General features: G+C 54.0%; 20 protein-coding genes and 1 pseudogene. 14 read left to right on the top strand and 7 right to left on the bottom strand.

Features of this window, described 5'->3' with window-relative positions; all coding sequences use genetic code 11:
• Positions 1 to 76: 76 nt before the first annotated feature.
• Positions 77 to 249: pseudogene (locus tag AC2FH9_RS06335) on the top strand (IS6 family transposase); the annotation flags it as partial.
• Positions 250 to 513: 264 nt separating this feature from the next.
• Here the strand turns inward: AC2FH9_RS06335 and AC2FH9_RS06330 are convergent.
• The 3 genes from AC2FH9_RS06330 to AC2FH9_RS06320 are packed head-to-tail and all read right to left on the bottom strand — an operon-like array spanning position 514 to position 3080.
• The gene (locus AC2FH9_RS06330) at positions 514 to 1890 is read right to left on the bottom strand and encodes an MATE family efflux transporter (RefSeq protein WP_496749915.1); all 1377 of its coding nucleotides are present in this window, start codon (positions 1888 to 1890) and stop codon (positions 514 to 516) included.
• Positions 1891 to 1902: 12 nt separating this feature from the next.
• A complete protein-coding gene (locus AC2FH9_RS06325; RefSeq protein ID WP_496691476.1) occupies positions 1903 to 2490 on the bottom strand; it encodes a helix-turn-helix domain-containing protein in 588 nt (195 codons plus the stop codon).
• Between the two features lie 11 nt (positions 2491 to 2501).
• On the bottom strand, positions 2502 to 3080 hold the full coding sequence (locus AC2FH9_RS06320; RefSeq protein WP_496749914.1) for a carboxymuconolactone decarboxylase family protein: 579 nt from the start codon (positions 3078 to 3080) through the stop codon (positions 2502 to 2504).
• Between the two features lie 334 nt (positions 3081 to 3414).
• Here AC2FH9_RS06320 and AC2FH9_RS06315 point away from each other — a divergent pair, with 334 nt between their 5' ends.
• The 5 genes from AC2FH9_RS06315 to AC2FH9_RS06295 are packed head-to-tail and all read left to right on the top strand — an operon-like array spanning position 3415 to position 7417.
• Positions 3415 to 4143 carry an amino acid ABC transporter ATP-binding protein gene (locus AC2FH9_RS06315; RefSeq protein ID WP_496749913.1) on the top strand — a complete coding sequence of 243 codons (729 nt, stop codon included), beginning with the start codon at positions 3415 to 3417 and terminating at the stop codon, positions 4141 to 4143.
• 1 nt (position 4144) lies between these two features.
• The gene (locus tag AC2FH9_RS06310; protein WP_496871098.1) at positions 4145 to 4987 is read left to right on the top strand and encodes an amino acid ABC transporter permease; all 843 of its coding nucleotides are present in this window, start codon (positions 4145 to 4147) and stop codon (positions 4985 to 4987) included.
• A 36-nt stretch (positions 4988 to 5023) separates the two neighbouring features.
• Complete coding sequence (locus AC2FH9_RS06305; protein WP_496691480.1) at positions 5024 to 5857, top strand: transporter substrate-binding domain-containing protein; 834 nt, start codon at positions 5024 to 5026, stop codon at positions 5855 to 5857.
• A gap of 55 nt (positions 5858 to 5912) precedes the next feature.
• Entirely contained in the window at positions 5913 to 6794 is an 882-nt protein-coding gene (locus tag AC2FH9_RS06300) for an amino acid ABC transporter permease (RefSeq protein ID WP_496871097.1), read from the top strand.
• A gap of 14 nt (positions 6795 to 6808) precedes the next feature.
• Entirely contained in the window at positions 6809 to 7417 is a 609-nt protein-coding gene (locus tag AC2FH9_RS06295; protein WP_496871096.1) for a glutathione S-transferase family protein, read from the top strand.
• A 30-nt stretch (positions 7418 to 7447) separates the two neighbouring features.
• Here the strand turns inward: AC2FH9_RS06295 and AC2FH9_RS06290 are convergent, their stop codons facing one another.
• The 3 genes from AC2FH9_RS06290 to AC2FH9_RS06280 all read right to left on the bottom strand — a co-directional run bounded on the left by AC2FH9_RS06290 (position 7448) and on the right by AC2FH9_RS06280 (position 9967).
• Entirely contained in the window at positions 7448 to 7765 is a 318-nt protein-coding gene (locus tag AC2FH9_RS06290) for a non-heme iron oxygenase ferredoxin subunit (protein ID WP_496691483.1), read from the bottom strand.
• A gap of 3 nt (positions 7766 to 7768) precedes the next feature.
• Complete coding sequence (locus AC2FH9_RS06285; protein ID WP_496871095.1) at positions 7769 to 8725, bottom strand: fatty acid desaturase family protein; 957 nt, start codon at positions 8723 to 8725, stop codon at positions 7769 to 7771.
• 156 nt (positions 8726 to 8881) lie between these two features.
• A complete protein-coding gene (locus AC2FH9_RS06280; RefSeq protein ID WP_496871094.1) occupies positions 8882 to 9967 on the bottom strand; it encodes a hypothetical protein in 1086 nt (361 codons plus the stop codon).
• Between the two features lie 94 nt (positions 9968 to 10061).
• Here AC2FH9_RS06280 and AC2FH9_RS06275 point away from each other — a divergent pair, with 94 nt between their 5' ends.
• Positions 10062 to 10991, top strand: a complete 930-nt coding sequence (locus AC2FH9_RS06275) for a LysR substrate-binding domain-containing protein (RefSeq protein WP_496871093.1) — start codon at positions 10062 to 10064, stop codon at positions 10989 to 10991.
• 96 nt (positions 10992 to 11087) lie between these two features.
• Positions 11088 to 12137 carry an aromatic ring-hydroxylating dioxygenase subunit alpha gene (locus tag AC2FH9_RS06270; protein WP_496871092.1) on the top strand — a complete coding sequence of 350 codons (1050 nt, stop codon included), beginning with the start codon at positions 11088 to 11090 and terminating at the stop codon, positions 12135 to 12137.
• Positions 12138 to 12180: 43 nt separating this feature from the next.
• Here the strand turns inward: AC2FH9_RS06270 and AC2FH9_RS06265 are convergent, their stop codons facing one another.
• On the bottom strand, positions 12181 to 12969 hold the full coding sequence (locus tag AC2FH9_RS06265) for a phytanoyl-CoA dioxygenase family protein (protein WP_496871091.1): 789 nt from the start codon (positions 12967 to 12969) through the stop codon (positions 12181 to 12183).
• 357 nt (positions 12970 to 13326) lie between these two features.
• Between AC2FH9_RS06265 and AC2FH9_RS06260 the strand changes: the two genes are divergently transcribed.
• The 6 genes from AC2FH9_RS06260 to AC2FH9_RS06235 all read left to right on the top strand — a co-directional run bounded on the left by AC2FH9_RS06260 (position 13327) and on the right by AC2FH9_RS06235 (position 19653).
• Positions 13327 to 14577 carry an FAD-dependent oxidoreductase gene (locus AC2FH9_RS06260; RefSeq protein WP_496871090.1) on the top strand — a complete coding sequence of 417 codons (1251 nt, stop codon included), beginning with the start codon at positions 13327 to 13329 and terminating at the stop codon, positions 14575 to 14577.
• Between the two features lie 13 nt (positions 14578 to 14590).
• Positions 14591 to 14848: a sarcosine oxidase subunit delta gene (locus tag AC2FH9_RS06255; RefSeq protein ID WP_496691490.1), complete on the top strand. Its 258-nt coding sequence runs from the start codon at positions 14591 to 14593 to the stop codon at positions 14846 to 14848.
• A complete protein-coding gene (locus tag AC2FH9_RS06250) occupies positions 14835 to 17705 on the top strand; it encodes a 2Fe-2S iron-sulfur cluster-binding protein (protein ID WP_496871089.1) in 2871 nt (956 codons plus the stop codon). Before AC2FH9_RS06255 ends, AC2FH9_RS06250 begins: the two co-directional genes overlap by 14 nt.
• Before the next feature lies 1 nt (position 17706).
• Positions 17707 to 18204, top strand: coding sequence for a sarcosine oxidase subunit gamma (locus tag AC2FH9_RS06245; protein WP_496871088.1), 498 nt, complete (start codon positions 17707 to 17709; stop codon positions 18202 to 18204).
• A gap of 13 nt (positions 18205 to 18217) precedes the next feature.
• Positions 18218 to 18628 (top strand): RidA family protein, encoded by a 411-nt coding sequence (locus tag AC2FH9_RS06240; RefSeq protein ID WP_496691493.1) that lies wholly within the window; start codon positions 18218 to 18220, stop codon positions 18626 to 18628.
• A 92-nt stretch (positions 18629 to 18720) separates the two neighbouring features.
• The gene (locus AC2FH9_RS06235; protein WP_496691494.1) at positions 18721 to 19653 is read left to right on the top strand and encodes an AEC family transporter; all 933 of its coding nucleotides are present in this window, start codon (positions 18721 to 18723) and stop codon (positions 19651 to 19653) included.
• Positions 19654 to 19666 lie beyond the last annotated feature (13 nt).

The raw sequence follows: 19666 nt of genomic DNA, 5'->3' as shown, positions 1-19666 counted from the left end.
GAAACCCATTCAGAGGTGTTGTCACATTAACCGTTGTTCGGTTACTCATGCTTGGAATTGGTCGTAGGTGGCATCGATAAATCCATCGCCCATCACCTGCAAGCGTCACCGATTTCCTTCTCGGATCATTACCCAGGCTGTGTGGCTTTATGTTCGAGCTTGCGTGAAGTTGACGCGAGGCTTCTGCAGCGCGGGGTCGATATTTCTTTCGCGACCCCCCGCCGCTGGGTCATCAAGTTCGGACCGCTGACCGTAACACTGCGCGCAGCGCGCAGAATTTTAACCTGAGCAGTACTGAGCGCAAAACGATGGTAAATCCAGGCGGCTTAGGCGATGAGCTCTCGTGGAAAAACGATAGCCCTTCAGGCGCGGTATTTTGAACGGTATCTTCATGCGTGAGCGGTAACCAGTTCAGAACGCGCAAACAAGTTGGCACTATCCATTTGATGCCTGGAATGTCGCCTCCCAAGCAGCTTGAAATCTGAGCATGGGCACTTCTTTGTGGGCTGGATGTTAACGTGACAACACCCAAAACCCCCCTATCTCGCGCTGTGCTACATGTGTGGTCACGATGAGAGCGATCGCCCATCCTGTCACAACGGCAGCCGCGGTGCCAAACCAAACACCGGTTTCGTTAAAGCCCAGCAGCCAAACAAAAACCCAGACAAAAAAGGCTACCCCAAACCCTTGCCGATACAGGCTGATCCACACCGTCCAGATCGGTCTTTTCAAAGCTTGCAAAAGAGAGTTGATCGAAAAAAGCATCATATAGAAAGGCAGTATCAGGCTATCGACGCGCAAGTAACTCACTCCAACGCGGATGACTTCAGGGTCATCAGTAAACTGCCGCAGCAAGGGTCTTCCAAATATCCATAGTGTTGGCGCTGCGATAGCTGTCATGATGAAGCCAACTTTCCAGCAATAAAACATTGCTTCCCTTACTCTGGCGTATTCATGGGCTCCAAAATTTTGGGACGCAATTGGTAGCAGCGCCCCGGTTACACCCAGCACCGGCAAAAGTAGAATCTGTTCAAGTCGAATTGCCACTCCATGGCCCGCGATTGCGTGTTCCCCAAAGATTTTCAGGGCGAACTGCATGACAAAACCTGACAGCAACATCACCATGAAGGATGTGGCTGTTGGTAGAACCTGGACAGATATTTCGGCAAACTTTTCCAAACGTGGGGCAAAGTTTCTGAATCGTATGCGCCTCATCCTTCGCCGTCCGAGTACTTGCCGGACCATGAAGACCATGACGCCGGTCTGACTGATGACGGTCGAGACAGCCAAACCATCGAAGCCTATGCCGGGAACCAGACCTGGAATGCCATAGATCAACAGCGGGTTTAGACCGATATTGACAAAAAATGCGACCACGAGTGCGCGCTGCATCGAAACCGCATCGCCGTGCGCCTGTAGGATACCGTTGCACCCAAACGCCAGCAAGAACCCAGGCAGAGCCAAGAGCAACCAATAGAAGTAACGCAGCCCCGCATCACGATATGCGCCCGGCTCAGACACCAGCCGGATCAGAGCTGGACCATACCAGTGCCCAGCCAATGCCAATAGGCCGGACGCTATGAGTCCATAGCTCATTCCTTGCGCGGCCAGCCGACGGGCTTTGCGATGATCGCCGGCTCCCAGAGCGTTTCCAACAAGAGCGCTCATCGCGGCCCCAAGCCCAACGCCGACCGATATGGCAATAAAAAACGCCTGAAACCCCAGTGCCAACCCGGCCTGTGCGCTGGTGGACAAAAGCCCTGCAAAGAACATGTCCACGACGTTGTAGAGGGTGTTGAACAGCATTCCGACTGCGGCAGGAATTGCCAATGTTCGAAAATGCGCCGAGATCGGTCCGCGTGTCAGATCAAGTTCGGCTGGAATGGCCATGTCAGCAGTTCATTACGGGCGCTCGGCCTGCACAGTCAAAAAGACAAATTCGGGTGTTAAAACTTCTTCAAATCCATGGTTCAGTTCGGCATCCACGCTGATACTGTCCCCCGCCGACAAAGTGAACCGGGCCTCACCATAACGATAAACCGCCTGCCCCTCGATCGCCTGAACAAAGACAACGCCGTGACCCACGTAGGTTGGTGGATGGCCCTCGTCACGCAGCAGAGTTACACGGCGTGCCTGAAACCTCAGATCTTTCCGGGAATGTAGTGCGAGATTGACATACTCATGGGAATGACCGCTCGCCAGCCGGGTGGATTTCAATCCCTGACCGTGACGGACGAGGGTATAGTCGGTGTGATCCGTTCGTGCTTCGCGAAACAACGAGACGATGGGAACTTCAAGCGCCTCGGCCAATGCGGCCAATGTGTCGATCGAGGGCGAAACCAATCCATTCTCTATGCGGCTTACCATCGCCGCAGATATGCCAGACTGTTCGGCAAGTCGGCGGGCTGATTGCTTCCGGCTTTGGCGCAGCTCTTTTAGCGACGCGCCGATGGCGCGATCAATTTGTCTTCCCGGAGTGTCACCTTGCATGATACATCCTGTCACTCGTCGGCGTAGTAACCCACGACGTCCCCATCCGTGGTGACGCCCAGACCGTTTAGTAAACGGTTGGCATAGTTGAAATAGCTCACAATCTGGTTGATTTCGAGGATCTCGCCGTCCTCCCAACCTGCAACTTTCAGAGTGGTTGCATCCGTCTCAACCATCGTTCCGGGTGCTAGGGTAAGTTTCTCGGCATAGATCAATGCAGCAAGGTGTGCCCCTTCAAAAGCATCCTGCGGTTGGTGGGCCTTTAGCGCAGCTTCAATTTCATCGGCGCGCACATTGTCATCAATCAGGTGCCGAGCGTTTGCCCAGTGGTTGGCATAGGAGTAGGGGCAGTTGTTCAGGGCCGACACGTAAGAGCTGATGACTTCCTGAAACCACATCGGTATGGAGTTTGCGTGATCGTGCAGGCACGCCCGGTACAAAATAACATGCCCTTTCATTGTGTTGGGCCGCAGGGAATGCACGCGCATGACATTATCCACTGTCCCGTGCGGCGTGCGTGCCATATCCAATGTGGCCTTTAGCTGATCGTCGGCTTCTTCGTCAGAAATCATCCGAATCCAGGCAGACATTTATGTTTCCTCCCTTGGTCGTCAGCTCAATTTTGAGGCAGCCAAAACCTGCCCGTTGAGTTTTTTATTGACGAATATTGCATATTAAGCAACCATATTAATTAGCGTGCAACAGAATTGAGGATTCTATGGCCTTGCCCGATTGCTCCACTCAATCGCATCGCCAAGCCAACGGCTGCTATCTGGGCAATCCCCGGATCGTGCCACGGCAACAGAATTTCCCGACGGATTTTCGGGGCGGTAGCTTTCTCACCTCTGATTTCATCCACTCACGAGGACACCCGAAAGCGTGGTCTCCCGAAACGACAGGCCCGTCATGAACCAACCTTCTCCCATGATTGAGGTAACCAACCTGGATAAATTCTATGGCTCATTTCATGCGCTTAAGAACATTGATCTGAGTGTTCATCAGGGTGAAAAGGTGGTGATCTGCGGCCCGTCCGGTTCGGGGAAATCCACGTTGATCCGCTGTTTCAATGGTTTGGAGTGGCACAATTCCGGGCGTCTCGTGATCGATGGGATCGAAGTATATGAAGGCATAAAGGAAATCCGCGAATTACGGCAAGAAGTTGGGATGGTCTTCCAACAGTTCAATCTGTTTCCGCATCTGACGGTTCTTGAAAACCTGATGATCGGACCGATGAAGGTGCGCAAGGTATCAAAATCTCAGGCCGAAGAGATTGCGCGCAATTATCTGGACCGGGTCCACATTCCTGAACAAGCAGATAAATACCCGGCTCAACTATCTGGTGGACAACAACAGCGGGTGGCCATTGCCCGATCCCTGTGCATGGAAACCCGGATCATGCTTTTTGATGAGCCGACCTCTGCCCTTGATCCCGAAATGATCAACGAAGTGCTGGATGTGATGGTTGAACTTGCTGAGACCGGTATGACCATGGTCGTCGTCACCCATGAGATGGGATTTGCCCGTAAGGTCGCTGATACGATGGTTTTTATGGAAGCGGGGCAAATTGTCGAAGTTTCGCCGCCGGAACAGTTCTTTACCAACCCCTCAAGCGAACGCTGTCGCTTGTTTCTAAACCAAATTCTGGAACACTGATATGAGCGATCTGGGCATTTCGGGACCTACAGGTCAGGCGCTGCCGAAACCGCCGGTCATTAAGAGGTTTTTTGGCTCAGTACCCGTATCGATCGCTATCTATACAATCATCGTAGGTTTGATTGCCTATGGCTCTTATGCTGGTGCTCAGGGCATGGGGTATAATTGGCAGTGGTACCGCGTACCACAGTTCCTTTACCGCAATACCGAGGTTGGGTTCGAGTGGGGCGAAATTCCTATTGGTCTGGTCGCCACTATTCAACTATCCGTCACGGCCTTTTTGCTGGCAACCGTTCTGGGGTTGTTGTTGGCGCTATTGCGGCTGTCCGGACTGGTCGTGGGTTCAGCGGTTGCGATTGGCTATCTTGAGCTTATCCGGAACATCCCGCTCTTGGTTCTGCTTTATCTCTTTTACTATGTGCTGGGTCCGATCTTCGGGTTTAATCGTTATACCGCGAGTATCTTGACCCTGGCGGTGTTTCATTCTGCGTTGATATCTGAGATTTTGCGGGCGGGGATCAACGCCATCCCCACGGGTCAGTGGGAAGCGGCCAAATCCATCGGGATGAGCCCCTTTCAGATCTATCGTTACATCATCCTGCCGCAATCGGTGCGGTTCATGCTCCCGCCGATGACCGGGGAGGTCGTTCATCTGATCAAATCATCAGCAATTGTCAGCGTGATTGCGGTGGCCGAACTGACCACTTTCGGACGTAACATCATTTCTGACACCTACATGAGTTTCGAAATCTGGTTCACCATCGCATTGGTCTATCTGGTGGTGACCCTGATCCTGTCGATCGGCGTGAGCTATCTGGAGAAGAAATATGCCGTCGACCAATAAACCTGAACAAATTGTCGGACAACAAGGAGAACCAATATGAAGCTTTCTCGCAGAATGCTCGGGGTAGCCCTGGGTGCGGTCGTGGCGACTGGACTGGCGACCTCAAGCTGGGCACAAAGCGCGACCCAGGAACTGTCCAGTGAAAGTGTGATTGAAACCATCAAGCAGGACGGGGTGATCCGGATTGGTCTTTCACTGTTCGTGCCGTGGTCGATGCGTGACAATAATGGTGAGCTGATCGGCTTCGAACTGGATGTCGGGCGCAAATTGGCCGAAGACATGGGGGTCGAGGTCGAATTTGTTCCAACCGCCTGGGATGGCATCATCCCTGCGTTGGTGTCGTCCAATTTCGACGTGATTATCTCAGGTATGTCGATGACCGCGCAGCGAAACCTGACCATCAACTTTACCGATCCTTACGCCTATTCAGGTCTGGCCATCCTGGCCAACAAATCGATGACCGAAGGCATGACCCTGGAAGATTTCAATAAACCAGAGATCACTTTTGCCGCCCGCCGCGGTGCGACCCCGGCTGCGGTGATCGCACAGAACTTCCCTGATGCGACCTTGCTTTTGTTCGATGAGGACGGGGCTTCGACCCAGGAAGTTCTAAACGGCAACGCGCATGCATCAATGGCTGCGCAACCGACTCCAAACCGCGAAGCGGGGCGCAATCCTGAAACGTTGTCCGTTCCGTTCGAAAATCTCTATGACCCGCGCGGTGAGGCCTTTGGGGTGCGCAAAGGTGATCCGGATGCCATGAATTTTTTCAACAACTGGATTGCACAGCAATGGCGGTCCGGTTGGCTGGAAGAGCGTCACAACTATTGGTTCGCCACCGAAGAGTGGGCTGATCAGGTTGCGCAGTAACTAAACTAACCGGGGGCGGGTGCACCGCCCCCGAGATTGACGCGGAGCGCGCCCGGTGCAGAATTTCATCAAGAAGCTCAGATGGCCCGACTACCTGATCATGGCGATTTTGATTGCCTTTTTCGGGTATATCTGGCTGTCGATCGAAGGCACGCTCAATTACAAATGGCGCTGGGAGCTTATTCCTGGATATATAGTCGGCTGGCATTCAAGTCGTGAAGAGTACTTTGCCAACCTGCTTTTGCAGGGGCTAGCTGCCACCGTCCGCATCAGTATCTATTCCGGCATTCTGGCCCTTCTGTTGGGCACTATTTTGGGCGTTGCCCGGTGTTCAGCTAATTTGACAATCCGGATGCTGGCCCGAACCTACCTCGAGTTTTTGCGCAACGTGCCACCGGTTGTTGTCGTCTTTATCTTCTTCTTTTTCCTGTCCCAACAACTGATTGACGCCCTGAATCTCGAACGCTGGGCGCGTGGGATCGCGCGGCAAGAGAACAACCAGGTCTGGACTTTCTTTTTTGGTGAAATGCGGCGTTTCCCTTCAATGGTTTCCGGAGTCATCGTTCTGGCGTTGTTTGAAAGCGCCTTTGTCGGGGAAATTATCCGGGCGGGTATTCAGTCAATTCCGAAAGGCCAGCGCGAAGCCGCGCGTTCGATCGGGATGAGTCAACTACAGGAACTTCGCTATGTAGTCCTGCCTCAAGCGTTGAAGAAAGTGGTCCCGCCGCTGGCAAACCAATTTATTTCGTTGATTAAGGACAGCTCGATCTTGTCACTGATCTCAGTACAGGAACTGACATACAAGACCGTCGAACTTGTTGCGTCCTCACGTATGATCTTTGAGGCCTGGATCACGACAGCAGCTTTCTATTTTATCGTCTGTTTTGGCCTCAGCCGTATCTTTTCCCGCCTCGAAAAACGATCGGATAAACGATAGGTCGGACGACCCGAATGATACATCTTTATGATTTCAAGTTATCTGGTAGCTGCCACAAAGTCCGATTGTTGATGTCGATGCTGAAGCTTGAATATCAGCTCATCGATATTGATCTGCTGAACTGCGACCAGACACAGGAAGAGTTTCTGCGGATAAACCCGCTGCACAAGGTTCCTGTTATCGATGATGACGGATTTGTTCTGCGCGACAGTACGGCAATCATGTTGTACCTGGCACAGAAATACGACGCTGAGAATTGGGGACCCAGGACACCGGAAGAACACGGCGAGATTCAGCAGTGGCTCTCATTCTCGGTCAATGAGATATTTCACGGCATGGCAACAGCCAGAGCGATTGTTTTATTTGAACGGGATATTGATCTTATCGGACCGCAATCACTGGGCGAGGCGTCGCTGGAGATCATGGAGCGGCAGTTGTCAGACAGCCCTTGGCTGACGTGTGGCAGGCTGACCCTGGCGGATCTGGCCTGTTACCCGTACACAGCGTTAGCTTATCAGGGCAACATTCCATTGTCCCCGTACCCGTCGGTTCGAAATTGGATCCGACGGGTTGAAGCATTACACGGATATGTGGCTATGCCCGGAATACCGGCGCTTGCCTAACGCACATGGCTGACAGGTATGTGGACACATTCATAGCCTGACCTGAACCATTCCATTTTCGACCCGAGTGTCAAAAATGCGCATTGCTCGCGTTGCGGGTGCTGACACGGGTTTGCCGTCTCGTACATCGAACGCGCCCTGATGCAACGGACATTCAATCACGTGTCCATCGAAGTAGCCGTCACATAAATCAGCGCCGCCATGGTTACACAGCGCCAGCGAGGCAAAAACACCGCTTGGCGTATCATAAACGGCAATTAGCCGTGGTCCGATCTCAACGCGCGTGACCCAGTTCTTTTCCAGCTTCGCAACATCGATCAGGTCGCGCCATGGTTTCTCATTTCCCATCGCTCAAACCTCTGCCGATTGCTCGGGTTCACGCCGCAAAATTTGCCGCAGAATGTCACGATGCGCTGCCAAGTAGCCGCCTCTTTCGACAAAAATGTGATCCTTCAGCTTTTCATGCAAACGCGGCAGCGAATGGAATGGAACCGATGCAACGTAATGATGTTCCGCGTGATAGTTCATGTTCCAGCACAGAAAGGCCATCGGTGTTGATACCAGATTGGTGCGGGTGTTTTCCGACATCTGGGCAACCGTTGGTCGCCCCACATGTTCGGTCATTCGCACAAATCGCATAACTGGTTCCCCCAGAAACAGTGGAATGATCCAATACCAGATCAGGCCCCACCAGCCGGTCAGAGCCATGGCTAGAAAAATGGCGGTGTAAATGGCAAGCATCCTGCGCGCGTCCCGAAAAACCGCTTTGTGCTCGACCTTGGGGATAAAGCGCAGCTCTGTCTCGTTCAGCCGTCCGCGGGCATGTCGGAACACTTCGGTGAACTTACCGCGCCAATAGGGCAGGGCTGAAAGGTAAAGAAGATACTGTCCAATCGTCTTGGGCATAGGGATAAGTTCAGGATCTTCGCCGGTGAGTTGGGTATAGGTATGATGGTCGCAATGCTCGTACCGGAAAAACCGGTGCGGCAGAATGATGATCAGCCCACAGATCTGACCAACCAAATCATTCAGCCAGCGTGTCCGAAACACTGTGTAATGCACACATTCGTGCTGCAGCGAAAAATGATGCACCAGGACAACGCCTTGCAGGAACATTGCCAGCCAGATCAGCCAGCTGTTCCAGGCAAGTGTTATCAGCGTCGTGGTAAACGCGAGCAACAGGACCCAAAGCGCCAGATGGCGCAATCCCGGTCCGTTTGAACGTTGCATGAATCCTTTGAGTTCTTCGCGCGTGAGTTTTCCTTCGGCCAAGGCCTGAGTCAGCGGCGTAACGATAGCTTTTGACATGTGGGTTCCATAATTTTGCCGGTGCGGGGGGACTTGCCCTCCTCGTACATACCGGCACCGGAGACGGGAGTGCTCCGCACCATAAGACCAACTTGATCGGGTCCTATTAACAATAGATCATCCTATCTGGGCGCGATTCGATCAAGTTAGGAATGATCAGACAACCGCACGCAATCCTATATTCGGATCAGGATCAGCAAACAATGCCGCCGCGCAGGAATGGCGATCGAGAATTGACGGTCCAGCTGGCAGCCGTTCAGCGTGAAAAACACCATTGTCCCAGTAAGTCACGCCGTCGATCACAATGGTCGGATCGATTACGTTCCAGCTGATTTCACCGGGGGCATAAGCTCCACAAGTGTGGAAATGCAGAATACGCGGATTGCCAAAAGCAGACCCGCCCCATCTTTCGTAATTTTCTCGCATATCCCAGGGATATCCGCAGCCTGGGTGAATCCCTGCATGCCATGAATGTACGAATTTACGATCTATGTCGAACTGCCCGGCAATCCGGTCATAGTGGGCCTCAGCCCTTGCAACATTAGCAGGGTCGCCGTCGAACCGCGTTAACCGGCCATTTTCCATGATTGCAAAAACCGGTTCGTCGAATTCGACAGTATAATTGTCATAATACCTCGACCCGGTCCCGGTAAGAAAACTGACGGCCACCCTGCCAGAAAAACTATGTGCTGGAACCGGTGTAAAGACGGACATTGGAAAGCGCAGGATCGAGGTATCCCCAGTGGGCTTCAGATCCATAATCGGGTGTCCACGTACATCAGTACCCAGCGGGCAGGTAATCCGGACTTCGTCTGCCGCATCAAGCACCGCATTGACGTCTGACTTGAGTTCCAGAAACGCATCGTGGTGGCCGTTCGAAAACCCCGAGCCCAGCAGTTCTTTGTTCACCGCAAAACTGACAATGATCCTTTTGCCCTGCGGCATGTCCGAAAACCGCAACTGATCGCCCAGGCGCGCCAGGAACAGGATGATGTCTGCAGCCCGAAATCGGACAAGAAGGTCGGGCGAGAGATGGGGGTTGTCAGGGTTGAAGCCTACATCGACCGCATCAACAATTAGCCCTAGCTGCTGTGCCGCCTGGCTGACGATGTCTACACAATTTGAGTCGAAATACCCGAACTGCGGAGGCTCGTAGGCGATCAGCAACCGGTCGCCCGCTGTTGCATGGGCACAGTTCACCAGAAGGTTTAGTGCTCCTCGCCCGGGCGTTGTGTCGGACATCAGTACCCCCAAAGATTTGATCTTAGAAATCTAGAGCCCTGTATCGACTCTAATCCATTTGAAAGAAGTAATGCCTGACATTAGGATAGCTAATATGATCCTGAATTTGCCATACTCGGCGCTTCGCGCTCTTGAGGCGGTCGTCCGCCATTCCGGCTTTTCGCCAGCAGCCGAAGAGCTGGGTGTAAGTCAAAGTGCGGTAAGCCAGCATGTAAGGTCGCTGGAGGAATGGCTTGGCAGAGAATTGCTGGTGCGCGGTGCGCGTCAGTCACGTCCCACACGCGAGGGCGAACAGCTGGCTCTGGCTATATCCGATGGATTGGGGCGTATTTCTGACGTCTGCGCTCAGTTGCGGGATAAAACTCGCAGCGACCGAACAATAGTCATTTCATGTCTGCCGGGCTTTGCGTTTAACTGGTTGTTTCCGCGGCTTATTCACTTTGATTTGGCGCATCCCGACCTGTCGATTTCGATCGCTACAGATACCGGGCAGCACCCCTTTTCTGGTGCCGATGCGGATATCGGCATTCGGTATGGGCTGGGTGAGTACCCGGGGTTGCAGGCCGATCTGTTGATGGAAGAACGGCTTTTTCCTGTCTGTGCTCCAGCTCTGTTATCCGATCTTCATGGCATCAAAGATTTGTCTCGTCACACACTGCTTGTGGATGAAAACCTACGTCATGGTGCGGCTAACCCGACGTGGGAATTCTGGGCCCGGCAATGTGATCTTAACTTGCCGACAGTGCTGCGTACACGTCGGTTGGGGCAGTCGAATATGGTTGTACAAGCTGCAATCGAAGGGCTCGGCGTAGCGCTCGGTCGTGAGCCGCTCGTGATCGACGCACTCTGTGATGGCCGATTGGTGCGACCGTTCCCACATTTGACGCCATCGCCTTTGTCCTACTGGCTGGTGCGGCGGCATGAGACGAAGGATAGCCAAAAGGTCAGCGAATTCCTGAACTGGATTCATGCCGAAGCCAAAGCGCAACCCGACATCCCGCTGCTCGCAAACGAGTCAAATTAGTAAGCCTTATATCTCCCATTACCAATCCAGCATGGCGAAGTGCGGGGAAATTACCCCATATTGGCGCAAGCTAGATATTGAACGGAGAGCGGGATCATGTATCTGAAAAACTGCTGGTATGTTGCCGCATGGAGCAAAGATATTGGTCGCGAATTGAAGGCCGAGACCTTTCTGGGCGAAAACGTCGTGCTTTATCGCCAGCAGGATGGCGCGCCGGTTGCCCTGGAGGATGCGTGCCCACATCGCAAGCTGCCTTTGTCTAAGGGCAATCTGATAGGCGATCTAGTCGAGTGCGGCTATCACGGTTTGACTTTCGACTGCTCGGGCAAGTGCATAGACAGCCCCACCCAGCGTGGGATGACGCCACGCCGTGCGGTTGTCAGATCTTATCCGGTGGTTGACCGCTATCGATTGCTCTGGATCTGGATGGGGGATCCGGCACTGGCAAATCCTGACCAGATTTTCTCCGTAGAGAATTTCGATAACTCAACCTGGGGGATGACGGATGGTGGCGTGATGGATATCGATTGCCACTACCTTTGGGTCTGTGACAACCTGCTTGATCCCAGCCATGTGGCTTGGGTGCACGTGAGTTCGTTTGCGGGGGCAGGGACGGACGAAGAACCATTGAACGTGGAAAAGACAGATCGCGGTGTAATCGTGTCGCGCTGGATTGAGAACAAACCGCCTTCACCTTACTATTCCAAGCTTGTGGCGTTCGGGGGCGAATGCGACCGCTTGCAACACTATGAGATGTGCATGCCTGCCATCGGGTTGAACAAGTCCATTTACACGCCGGTTGGAACCGGTGGGTATGACAAGAGTCCGGTTGCTGATACCTTCATCAATATCTCATATAATTTCATGACCCCGATTGATGAGGATCGGACGAGGTATTTCTGGTTCCAGCATCGTAATTCCCTTGCCGACGATGCCGAAGTGTCAACCTACATGAATGACGGTGCGCGTATGGCATTTCTTGAGGATAAGGATGTGCTGGAGGCAGTCCACAAAGGTATGAAGAACGCCACCACGTCGAATATTGATTTGGGCCTCGATGCGGGCGCCAAACAATTCCGACGCGTTCTTGACCGTGCTATCGAGGCCGAGAATACGTCACAGGAGGCCGTCGCGCGGAAGGCCTGAGATCTTGGCAGAGGGCTGGGAAATCCGGCCCTCTGCCGCAGATTTACGCAGTTTCGTAGATGACGGGGAACCGTCCACCGGCAAACGGCGCGCCCGGTTTAAGACTGTCATCATGCAGCCATTCGGTGACGGAATCACGTGGCTCATAAGTTGCTCCGTCAACGGCAAAACGGATTGCATACCCTCGCCTGCGACGGGTGGTGGTTCTGTTACCCATAGCAGAATGCACGGTCATCCCGTCAAAGGCCAATGCATCACCGGGCTGCATATTCTCAAAATGGAAGATGTCGTAGTCGTCGCGGTTTGCCTCAAAGTCTGGCATATCGATATAGTCGGGATTGTCCTGTTCCAGATAGTGTAGAAAACCACCGAGTTGATCGGTTTTGAACGGACGGTACTTGGCCCCCCACGCATGTGAACCACGTACAAATTCCAGCGCTCCATTGTCCGGGTCGACCGGGTCAAGCGCGATCCACATTGTCATGATCGGGCCGGAGACCGGCCAATATGGCTGATCTGTATGCCATCCGGTTTGAGTCTGCGTTCCCGGCTCCTTCACGAATAATTGGTCATAGATCAGCGATGTCCATGGGCTGCCAGCTACCTGAGACACGCGCTGGCCGATATCCGACTTCAGGCAATAGTCCTGAAACACACCCGGCGTTTCACGCATGTTCTTGTAGGCGAAATAGCGGTCGCCCTTTTTGATTTCGGTATCTACAGCGTGCCGCAGTTTGGTCAGCCATTCGTCAGATAGGATATCCCTTAGCAGCACGACACCGTCGCGTGCATAGGTATCCTGAACCGTCATAATTTCAGTTGATTTTGTCATTGCTTTTCCATCCATAAATTCCACCCGAGATTGAGGGCGGTAAAAAAAACAGGCGCTATGCGCCTAAGTTCTCATGGAGTCAGGATGTTGGAGAGCTGCGACAGTTTATGATGAAACAGGGCCACTTCGACCGGGTTGACCATTTTCCGGCTAGGTTTCGGTGAAACTGTTTGATGCGAACATGCATGACGCACCCTACCCGAAATAACCTGACCGAACCAGCAAATACAGCAACAAGTCATGTACGCGATGCGCGCGATGACCCGTTCAAATGCTGCGGCGCGCCAAAACGGGGATTGCATTTAGGTAAATATTTTTATTGACGAACATTGCTTCTTAGTAAATAGAATTACCAACATGCAAAAATATTCTGTGTTCTCACTCGCTCGAAACGCGCTCTCTGGCCATCGCAACTGGCCCTTGGCCTGGCGAAGCCCACCCCTGAAAGACCAGTATGAAGTTGTCGTGATTGGGGCAGGGGGTCACGGTCTGGCCACTGCCTATTATCTAGCCAAGGAATTTGGCATTACCGACGTCGCCGTGCTGGAGCGAGGCTGGCTGGGCGGCGGTAACATCGCGCGCAATACGGTGACAATCCGTTCAAACTACATGCGGGACGAGTCGATCCCGTTCTATGTCAAATCAGTCGCAATGTACGAAGGGCTTACACACGAGCTGAACTTCAATATGATGCACTCAAAGCGCACCATGGTAGATGTCGTACAGACTTGGCCCAAGCTGCGAGAGCTTCGGCGACGGCAATTGGTCATGGACATATACGGCTCAACTTACGAGCAGATCAATACAGACGAATTACGCCGTCGCATTCCCGCGCTGACTGGCGGAGGACCTGATGCTCGGCTGCCAATCATTTGCGGCATGGTACATACCGATGCGGGTGTGAACCGGCATGATGCAGTGGCCTGGGGATATGCCCGCGCGGCGGACGCGATGGGGGTCGAGATCCACCAGCAGACCGCAGTGCAATCGCTGATCCGAGGTGCAGACGGCGCGATCGACGGTGTCGAAACCAATCGCGGAACCATTCGAGCCAAGAAAGTTGTCGTAGCGGTGTCTGGACATACCACAACGTTGACGGAAACCGCCGGGCTGAAGCTGCCGCTGCGAACTATGAACCTGACAGCTTTTGTTTCCGAGCCAGTCCAGCCGTTGGTCGATGTGATCGTGAATTGCCCCGACAGCGGGTTCTATTTCAGTCAATCTGACAAGGGTGAAATGGTAATTGGCGGCGCGCCTGACATGGGCCAGAGCTTTCGCCGGGACATCAAGCAAAACGTGTTCGAAGATACTGTGACGACGATGTTGTCGTTGTTCCCGTCATTCAAAAAGCTCAAGCTGATGCGACAATGGGGCGGGCATCTGGATATCGCGCATGACGCCTCGCCCATCATGGATCAGACCGAAGTGCCGGGGCTATTCATCACGGCGGGTTGGTGGGGTGGTTACAAGGCGATCCCGGCAGGCGGTCTGACCCTGGCCCATCTGGTTGCTATGGGTCAGCCTCATCCGCTGATGTCTTCATTTACCCTCGACCGATTCCGTCATCTGGATTTTGTGATGGAAGCCGGCACCACAACCGCCCGATAGAGAGGACAGGACCATGTTGCTTATCCCCTGCCCATTCTGCGGCAAGCGTAACGAAAGTGAATTTATCTTTGGCGGCCCTGTCGGTGCCGATCGGCCTGATCCAAATGCCGTGAGCGACGCGGAATGGGTTGAGTACCTGACTGTAGCACCGAACCCGTTAGGACCGGTGCAGGAAAAATGGTGGCACGGGCGAGGTTGCGGTGAATGGCTGACAATCTGGCGCGATACCCGAACCCATGACATTGTGGAGGCACCCGATGGCTCAGAGTAATCGTCGTGCCTCGGGCGGGCGTATTGATCGCACCTGCCCAATGACGTTCCGGTTTAACGGAAAAACCTATGAAGGCTACAAAGGAGATTCTCTGGCCTCTGCCTTGCTGGCCAATGGGGTCCGTATCACAGCCCGCAGTTTCAAATATCATCGCCCGCGCGGCATCGTTGGTCATGGACCTGAGGAACCGGCGACTTTAGTCGAGCTGGACGGTGAAGATTCATCGGGTAACCGTCCGGCAACAACTGTGCCGCTGCGCGATGGGCTGAGCGCCCGCTCAGTCAACTGCTGGCCTTCGCCCGAGTTTGATCTTGGTGGCGTTAATCAGCTGTTAGGACGTTTCATTCCAGCGGGCTTCTACTACAAGACATTCAAGTGGCCCAACTGGCATCTGTTCGAACCATCTATCCGCAAAGCCGCGGGGCTAGCGGCAGCACCCTCGCAACCTCCTACTTCGGGCCACTTCGAAGCGCGTCATGCCCATGCCGATGTGTTGATCGCTGGTGCGGGACCTGCCGGATTGCAGACCGCGCTGGAGGCGGGCAGGGCTGGCAAACGTGTGTTCATTGCTGATGAGGGAACAGAGGCGGGCGGCAGCCTGTTAAACCGGGATCTAAAAATCAACGGGCGATCCGCATTGGACTGGGTGGCTGAAGCTGTTGAAGAATTGCGTGGGATGGGCAACGTTATCCATCTGCAAAATGCAACGGTCTGGGCCTATCGCGAACATAATCTTTTGATTGTGAATGAACGGGAACCCTTAGAAGGCAATATTTTGGAGCGGAGCTGGCGGGTGCGTGCAGACGAGGTGGTTGTCGCCACCGGGTCCACCGAACGCGCCATGGTTTTTGCAGACAATGATCGGCCGGGCGTCATGCTCGCTTCGTCAGTACAGGCTTATGTCAATCGTTGGGGTGTCACTCCGGGACAGCGAGTTGTTCTTTCTACCAACAACAACAGCGTTTACGCAGTTGCAGCTGACCTAATGGCAGCAGGTGTGTTGGTCGTCGCAATCCTAGACAGTCGCGATACAGTGCCGCAAGCCGCACTGGATATGGCACATTGCGTCACCGTTCATACAGGCACCGTCGCCGCAGGTGTGCGAGGTCACAAGCGAGTGCGCGCGGTACGTGCAGTATCCGTCAGTAGTGGGGCGGAGACCTGGATCGATTGTGACCTGCTGGGCCATTCCGGCGGTTGGAACCCAACCGTGCATCTGTGGTCTCAATCCAGAAGTACTCTGCGGTTTGATGAGGAGTTGTCCGCTTTCGTACCCGATCAGGCCGCCCAAGCTTGCCGCGCTGTCGGAGCTGCCGCAGGAGAGTTGACGCTTGACGGGATTATCGAAGGAGGTTCGGACCTCCCCTATGCCATCGAGCCGCTATGGCGCGTAGACGTCGCGGGGCAACGTGGAAAGGCATTTCTGGATCTGCAGAACGATGTGGCGGTTAGCGATGTACACTTGGCCCTGCGTGAAGGCTATGACAATGTCGAGCACGTCAAGCGATATACCACCGGCGGCATGGGCATCGACCAGGGAAAAATCGGTAATATCAACATTATCGGTACTGTTGCGATGCAAAAGGGTGTGCCCTTGCAGGATGTCGGAACGACAACCTTTCGCTCTCCCTATACACCAGTTTCTTTTGGCGCGATCGGAGGCTTGCGCGAGGAGACAGTGCTGTTCCCCTACCGCCACACGCCGGTCACGCAGTGGAACAAGGACAATGGTGCGGTGATGTACGAAGCTGGCGCCCGTTGGCAGCGTCCTGGATACTTCCCCAAACTTGGAGAAGGGTTGCAGGAGGCTGTGAACCGCGAATGTCGTGCGGTGCGCGACGGTGTAGGCGTCTATGACGGCTCCCCCCTCGGCACATTCGAGCTGAAAGGGAGTGATGTCCCGCACTTTCTCGATTTTCTTTACTCAAATGTCATGTCCAGCCTGAAACCCGGTGATGGGCGTTATGGTCTCATGCTGTCTGATGACGGGCTGATCCTGGACGACGGGGTGGTCTTTCGACTGGACGAACACCGTTGGATGGTCTCAACGTCGACGGGTCATGCAGACGCGGTCAACCAGCACATGGAAAAGCTTCTTCAGACTGAGTTTCCCGACTGGCAGGTCATGATCACTACTGTGACCAGCCAATGGAACAACGCCACCATATGCGGGCCCCATGCACGCCATGTCATGCAGGCGTTGGGAACAGATATTGACCTGTCGTCTGAGGCCTTTCCTTTCATGTCTTTCCGCGACGGCACCGTGGCTGGGATCCCGGCCCGCGTCGTGCGTGTCAGTTTCACTGGCGAGTTGTCATTTGAGGTCAACGTCGCGCCGCGCCACATGGCTGCACTGTGGAACAAAGTGATCGAGGCGGGCGCGCCCTTTGGCATTCTGCCAGTGGGTTCGGAATCCAGCCACGTTCTGCGGGTCGAAAAGGGCTTTCTGTCACTGGGGCATGAGGTGGACGGCACTGTAGATGCCTACGATCTGGGTATGGGATGGGTCATGTCGAAGAAGAAGCCTGACTATTTGGGTAAGCGTTCGATTGTACTGCGTCGTGAAGGTGGCGGCACCCGGCGAGAACTGGTTGGCATTCTTCCTGAAGACCCCAATCGACAAGTGCCCGAAGGTGCACCGCTCACCCCCGGAGGCCGAAAAGAAGCCACCGAGGGGCTCGTCACCGCCTGTGTCTGGAGTGTGGTGAACGACCGTTGGGTCGGTTTGGCGTTGCTGGAAAACGGGCACGCGCGGCATGGGGAATCCGCCCATGTGCGCCTGAAAGATGGGGTGATCCCGGTCACCATTACCAAGCCGGTGTTCCACGACCCCGACGGCAAATTACTGAGGTCCTGAGATGAGCTATGACGTACAGATCACACACCAGAGTCTGAACGCACTGTTCGATCTCAAAGGGGCATTGGCAGCGATTGAAAACTGGGTGGGGGACGCTTTGCCCCGTTTGTCCGATAAGCCTAATAGACGAACAGAGAAAGATGCGATTGAGCTGTATCACATCGGGCGAGACCACTGGATCGCCCGTGCTTCGCTGGATTTGGAACAAACGTTGAGAGCACAGCTCAAGCCTACCGATTGTCCCGCCAATATCAGTATTGTGCAGATTTCGGATACTCTGGCCTTTTTCAAAGTAGTGGGTCCGCAGGCGGGCGAAGTGATGTCCATTGCCTGCCCGTTGGATCTGCATGACACTGCATTCGGCAAAGACGCTGTCACCTATACTGAACTGTTTGGCCTCAAGGCATTGGTGATGCGATGCCAGGATGGTTTCGAATTCGCTGTCGAACAGAGCTTTAGTGACATGGTAGAGGACTATCTGGCTCGCGCCGTCACCTGAAGAAAGGGATGCCATGACCCGCACACATATCCACAAGTATCAGACCCGCTATCACGCGCAGGCGACCTATTCCAAAGCGATCCGGGCCCGAGGTGATTTTGTGTTCATGCAGGGACAGGTTGGTACTCTGCTGGACGGAACATTGATTGGTGAAGGCGATCCGGGCGTACAGGCAGATCAGGCCTGCCGCAACATCCAGCGCTGGATGGAAGAAGCCGGGGGCAGTTTGGCGGATGTCTGCAAACTTACCGTCTATGTCACCGACATCTCCTATCGCCCCGCCGTTTACGAGGTGATCAATCGCTGGTTTGACGGCGTGCACCACTGTTCGACCGGTGTTGTCGTGCAGGGATTGGCTGATCCATCGTTATTGGTCGAAATCGATGCAATGGGCGTCATAGACGACGAGTCCGAAGCATCCTGATGACCGAGGTACAATTTCGGCGTCGAATGACATTGATCTTCACTCTTTGAAAGTGTCGGGTTGGGTGTGTTCATTTTTGCCCACGGATCGCCATGCTGACGACACTGACTTCCATCCTGCCGATCTTTCTGATCATCGCTTTGGGCTTGGCTCTTCGAAAGGGCGGCATCCCCAGCACCGATTTCTGGAACCTGAACGACAAGCTTGTCTATTGGGTACTGATGCCTTGTCTGCTGTTTACCAAAATCTCGCTGTCGCCACTCGATAAATCCGCGCTTGGCCTTTACTCGGTTACCATTCTGGGCGGGTTTGTTGCGGCGCTGATCTTTGCCTTCATAAGTGCGCGCCTTTTTGGGTTCGCGGCGCCGCAAGGTACATCGATACTACAGGGAAGCGCTCGGCATAACTCATTCATCGGGCTGGCGCTGGCGGCAAATCTTTTTGGTCCCACAGGATTAGATATCGCTATTCTTGCGACTGCGATACTGGTGCCGACCACCAATATCGTAATGGTGGTCATGCTGGTCGGTGCACTGCAACGCGACAATGCCACCAGTTTGCCTGTTGCAATCCTGCGCGAGCTTGCCCGCAATCCTTATGTTATTTCGATATTGCTTGCGTTCGGCGCCAACCAGCTGATCGGTGACCGGATCCCGGTTTTACATGATGTAGCAGACGTTTTAGGGGCCGGGGCTTTACCGATTACCCTGTTGGCCGTAGGCGCAAATTTGAGAGTGCGCGCTATGGCCGCCAGTGTGCTACCGCTTATCCTTGCGTTCTTAGGCAAGATGGTGGTCTTCCCCATAGCGGTACTGGTGGTCGGGTTGGCGGTTGGATTGCCCCGGGATGTGCTGCAAATTGCTGTCGTTTATTCTGTGGTTCCAACTGGTGCATCCTCGTACACGCTGTCAAAGCAACTGGGTGGCGATGCCCCTTTGATGGCAGCGATTGTCACATTGCAAACCCTGATCGCCGCAGTGAGCATCCCTCTGTCTTTGGCAATACTGCTGCCGCTGGTCGGTTGATACAGCATCCGGA

The sequence above is a fragment of the Ruegeria sp. CDSC081 genome (assembly GCF_059610485.1).
This window is presented reverse-complemented; position numbering and strand designations above follow the sequence as displayed.